General features: G+C 38.3%; 5 protein-coding genes. All 5 read right to left on the bottom strand.

Annotated features, from left to right (window positions below; translation table 11 throughout):
- Window positions 1-816 (bottom strand): hypothetical protein (locus tag QZZ35_RS08725; RefSeq protein WP_291237051.1); only part of this gene is annotated, 816 nt, incomplete at its 3' end.
- 10 nt (window positions 817-826) lie between these two features.
- Window positions 827-1,621, bottom strand: coding sequence for a glycosyltransferase (locus QZZ35_RS08720; protein ID WP_291237050.1), 795 nt, complete (start codon window positions 1,619-1,621; stop codon window positions 827-829).
- A 1-nt stretch (window position 1,622) separates the two neighbouring features.
- Window positions 1,623-2,390 carry a glycosyltransferase family 2 protein gene (locus QZZ35_RS08715; RefSeq protein WP_291237049.1) on the bottom strand — a complete coding sequence of 256 codons (768 nt, stop codon included), beginning with the start codon at window positions 2,388-2,390 and terminating at the stop codon, window positions 1,623-1,625.
- Complete coding sequence (locus tag QZZ35_RS08710; protein WP_291237048.1) at window positions 2,380-3,723, bottom strand: exopolysaccharide biosynthesis polyprenyl glycosylphosphotransferase; 1,344 nt, start codon at window positions 3,721-3,723, stop codon at window positions 2,380-2,382. The genes QZZ35_RS08715 and QZZ35_RS08710 overlap by 11 nt, the downstream gene beginning before the upstream one ends.
- A gap of 187 nt (window positions 3,724-3,910) precedes the next feature.
- A partial coding sequence (recD2, locus tag QZZ35_RS08705; RefSeq protein ID WP_291237047.1) for an SF1B family DNA helicase RecD2 occupies window positions 3,911-5,404 on the bottom strand: 1,494 nt, incomplete at its 5' end.

Below are 5,404 nucleotides of genomic sequence, written 5' to 3'. Positions count from 1 at the left end.
CAAAAGTTTCAAAAGATAAGTTTTGTTATTTTTTATGTTCGTAACAACTGCCAGCAGGAAAAATACACAAAATCCGATACCGATACCAAACCATATCGATTTTGTTACTGTTGTGATAACCGCAAGAATCTCCACAGCAAAAATGATATAATCATACCATTTATTCCTTTCCAGATTATAGAAGAATATATATATACCGACGATCAGATAGATGGATGTGGTAAAAATAATACGGGTATACCCGCCATGACCCAGAGTAATTGAAGGCGCAATGCTGTGACCATGAACCAGATTTGAAAAGCCTTCAAAAAACTCATAAATAAACTTGGGATTTGCTTCCTGGGCAAAATACATACCAATATGTACAAGAGCCAGCGCAAAAACAACATATTTTAAAAATTCCAGAAATTTTGTCATTTCAAATTCTTTCCTCTTAATTAAATAAGAAGCAGGAAAAAATAAAGAAAATACAGCAGCCGAATCGAAAGCTTCACTGTGTGCATACTGAAGGCTTGTTCCCTTCAGCCACGGAATCAGTGTCATGGATAATATCATGGATATTTCAAACAGAACTGCCCCAATATCAATAGCGGTATAACTTCCGAAATAAGAATCTTTACTCAGAGAAAAAATTTTAATCCTGTTTACCAGAAGATATACAAAAAAATAAGCATACAAGCTTAAAAATGCCAGAATAAAAAGAATATGACGAATAGCTATACCACCGATCATAACCATCGTCCCTGTAAATCCCAAAATCAACTCTATACAAAATAAAAAGCAAAAAATAATTGCCGTCTTCTTTAAAATCTTCATGTGCTCCGCCTTATCTAAATAGTATTCCCGGCTTTTTATATTTAAGTGCCAGTTTCATCTTTCTCCGAATCATTGTATAGTGAAAAAAAGCCTTGCTCACAAAACCTTTTCTATAAAAAGCACGAATATCTTTTTCAAAAATTTTTAAACGCGCAAGTTCCTTTTGTTCATCATAAATATTTGAAGAAAAGGATTGATACAGACATGTATCCACAATCTGGATTTTGCAATGCCTTCTTCGCATATCCCGGATAAAATTATGATCCACATAATCCAGGAACAGAGCTTCATTATATCGATATTTCCTGAAAATTCCCAGATAAATGACCATACCGCTGTTAATGCCGCAAAGCTCATTCTGGCGAATTTTCCATACATCTCCTCCAATCGCTCTGTGACAATAATATTTTTTCATCATGGACGGTGACAATACGCCGATTTCATCCTTGACAATCGGAAGATAAATATGTGCCGACGGCCGCTCTAAAGCTCTGTACATCTGCTTAAAATAGTCTTCCGGTATATCGGTATCGTCATCAAAAAGCATCACATACCCTTTCATGGACGGATTCAGTGTATGAATCACATCCAATGCCTTATTATACGCTTTGCTCAGTCCCTGATTGCCGTGCATATCCACATACTGGTATCCGTCCGATACCACAATATCTCTGTTGCCGTAATCTTTTGTGCTGTTATCACACACGATCATCTTGATCCGGCCCTGCTTTTTTATGCACTGATATGTGACAGAGTCACATACATTTTTATTATAAACAACTATAATTCCAAATATCTGTGTCATCTTAGAACTCCCATCCCCATTTCATATAATACTGAATCATGGACTTCAGCCATCTTAAAATACCACGCAGATTTCTTAAATTTTCCCGATGCCATTTATGATAAACATACACCGACGGAAAGAAAACGATTCTGTAACGCTGACGCACCATTCTCGAAAGATCCGCATCCTCCATATACATAAAATAACGCTTGTCAAATCCTTTCAGACGCTTAAAAACAGATGTACGGATGGCAAAAAAACATCCTGTGCAAAAATCCACATCTGTCGGGGTATTAAGATTCTCAAGTTCTCTTGTATATATCTGTCGATAATGTTTAAATGGCTTAAATTTACTTAAAATCGTATAACGAATGGTTGGATTCCTCTTCGGAAGCTGCTGTTCTGTTCCGTTATCATTCATGATCTTCGGTGTGATCATCGCTGCATTCCTATGCACCTCAAGATAATCCACCATCGGTCCGAAAACATCCTGTGTCACAAAAATGTCCGGATTAATAACAAAATGATATTTTGAATCCAGTTTGCGAAGAATACGGTTATGTCCGCCTCCAAATCCCAGATTGCGCTTATTCTCCAAAACAATAACTTGCGGAAATCTGCGTCTGATCAACTCAACTGTTCCGTCTGTTGATCCATTATCAGATATATATAATTTAAAATCATAGTTTTTTGTCCATTTCAAAACAGATTCTATACATTCAGAGATAATAGATGCATTATTGTACGTAACAACGCATCCGCTTACCTTTATCGGATTACTGTTCATCAGTATTTACCTCATTTTCTATGTTTTTATATTCCGGAAATTCAATCCTTCGTTTACTGTCAAAAGCTTCTGTACTGTCTGATTTAAACAAAACGATCAATGTCTGAAAAAGCAGTTTGATATCTTTCCACAAACTGTAATTCTCAATATACATCAAATCCAGAATCAGTTTATCTCTCGGGGATGTATTATATTTGCCTGCAATCTGAGCATAGCCGGTAAGCCCCGCTTTTACACGAAGGCGGTACTCAAATTCGGGAAGCTGTGCCGTATAACTGTACACATTCTCAAGCATCTCCGGACGCGGCCCTACAAGGCTCATCTCCCCTTTTAAAATATTCAATATCTGAGGAAGTTCATCAAGACGACACTTTCTCAGCACCTTTCCCACTTTTGTAATTCGATCATCATCTGCCGTAGAGGAGAAGTTTTCCACATTCTCTTTCATCGTACGGAACTTATAAACTTCGAAAACTTCGCCATTCTTTGTCGCTCTCTTCTGTTTAAAAAAGACACTTCCGCCGTCCTCTGCCTTGATGCATACGGCACAGATCAGCCAGATCGGACTGGAAACAACAAGACCAATGCCCGACAGGATAAGGTCCATACTCCGTTTTATAAACCGCTGCTCCAAAGACAGCTCCTTTACCGTGGCACCGATCAGAGACACATCATCTAACACAATATGCTGGGCATTAAATTCCACCACATCCGGAACATCCGGATTAAAATAAATATTGCGGGAATGGCGATAACAAAATTCAAAAATTTCTGTCCGATCCTTTATCGGAACATCATAAATAAAAACTGTATGACATTTTAAAATCGTATCATATAAATTCTTATCCCTGTAATCAAGAATATATTTTATATTATACTGTTTTTTATAACGGTTGACCGCCACATAAATCTGCTGCATCGACTCCCTGGATGATGTGACAATACAGCTGATCTCCGGATGATTAATCCGAAAATATACATAATTTCCAAGATATGTCATCACGACTATAAGAAACACCTGAAGCCCCATGACGATCACAAGGCAACCCAGGTTTTCAAACTTGAGCGTACTGTTATTCGCCGGATTCGTATTCATAACAGCCAGCTGAATATACGTTACAATATCCGTAATGATCACGGCAAGTCCAAGAGAATAAATAATCGGTTTACTCTTTCTCTGACCGATGTCAAATTTTCCATAAGCATTGATCATCCCGTAACCAACCGCTGCAAAAGTAAGCAAAGTTACACCGAGTGTACGTGACAAACGAAGCAGCTGAGGATTTGGAAACGAAAAAACCCCAATGAATATAGACATCAATAAAAAATACAATAAGATTTTCCATAATAGAAATATGGTTTTTTGCAGATTAATAATAATACTTTTCATAATTAACTAATAATTCCTTAAAATTCTATACTTCTCCATGTTAACCTACATAATATCATAAAAATGCCTTAAATTCTACATTTGTGCTCTATAATAAAGTCTTAAAAAAATATAAACTTTATCCACATTTTTACATTTCTCCGATCCATTTATCCAGAGAACTATAACGTTTTTGTTCTTGTTGGTTGTATATCATCCGTGAAACGGTATGTTCACTGCCGACAATAGCCACGCATTTTTTGGCACGAGTCACGGCTGTATAAAGAATATTCCGGTTAAAAAGCATCTTTGGACCCTCAAGAAGCGGCAGGACAACCGCCGGATATTCACTCCCCTGGGACTTATGTACCGTGATGGCATAAGCGAGTTCCAATTCATCCAGCTGATTGAAGGAATAAACAATTTTACGCCCTTCATCAAACTCAACCGTCATCTGCTCCGCAAAAAAGTTTATTTCTTTTACAATTCCCGTATCTCCGTTAAAAACACCTACCCCCTTCTCAAGAGGTATATTATACCGGTCTGTGATCTCCCACTCCAGCTGATAGTTATTTTTAATCTGCATAACCTTGTCACCTTCACGGAAAATCCTGTCACCCTGTTCTTTTTCCCGCTTGGATCCATCCTTAGGATTTAAATATTCCTGAAGCAGCTTATTGAACCGTTCAACTCCAAGTTCACCTTTTCGCATCGGTGTGAGTACCTGAATATCATTCGATGCGGCTCCTATATTTTTCGGAAGTATATCTCGGACAAGTGCAATAACGACTCCCTGAATATCCATTGCCTGATAACGCTTCAGACAGAAAAAATCCGTTGTCTTCACAGCAAGGTCAATATCTTCTCCATCATTGATTTTATGGGCATTTTTAATAATAGCACTTTCCATAGCCTGACGAAAAATTTTCGTCAGCATGACCACATTAAAACAATGGGAACGAATAATGTCCTTTAATACATTTCCCGGTCCGACAGACGGAAGCTGATTCACATCGCCGACCATAATGAGGCGTGTTCCGGGCACAATGGCCTTTAAAAGTGCATGCATCAGATGTATGTCCACCATGGACATCTCATCAATAATGACTACATCCGTTTCCAGAGGATTTTGTTCATTTCTCTCAAAATGACTTCCCTGCTCTTCCTCAGGACCACCGGTAAGTTCCAGCATACGATGGATGGTCTGTGCTTCACATCCGGTAGCTTCTGTCATACGTTTTGCCGCTCTGCCTGTTGGCGCCGCAAGGCGGATTTCCATGCCCTCATTTTCAAAAAAACGAATCAGTGCATTAATCGTTGTTGTTTTTCCCGTACCCGGACCACCCGTGATCACCAGCACACCATTTCTGGCAGCTTCAACTACCGCTGTCTTTTGCATATCATCCAGAAAAATCTTTTCCTCGGCTTCAATTCTCTGAATCTGATGCTCGGCTTCTCTCATACTCACTTCATACCGGATGTTCAGATTTTTTAACATCCGGGCTGTATTCAATTCCATATAATAATAAGTGGATGCATAGACCACCGGTTCATCTTCTATATTTTTTATGATGATCTTTTTATCAATCGACAGGTTCATCAACTGATTTTCCACCTGATCCTCAGAAATCTGAAGAATTTCAGA

Source organism: Frisingicoccus sp., assembly GCA_016298055.1.
GTDB lineage: Bacteria > Bacillota > Clostridia > Lachnospirales > Lachnospiraceae > Frisingicoccus.
Note: the sequence above shows the minus strand (reverse complement) of the source record. Positions and strands in the feature narration are given on the sequence as shown.

Excerpts from the sequence above, each read along its gene's own strand:
- QZZ35_RS08720 (WP_291237050.1), bottom strand. The coding sequence starts at position 1,621 with ATGACACAGATATTTGGAATTATAGTTGTTTATAATAAAAATGTATGT.
- QZZ35_RS08715 (WP_291237049.1), bottom strand. The coding sequence starts at position 2,390 with ATGAACAGTAATCCGATAAAGGTAAGCGGATGCGTTGTTACGTACAAT.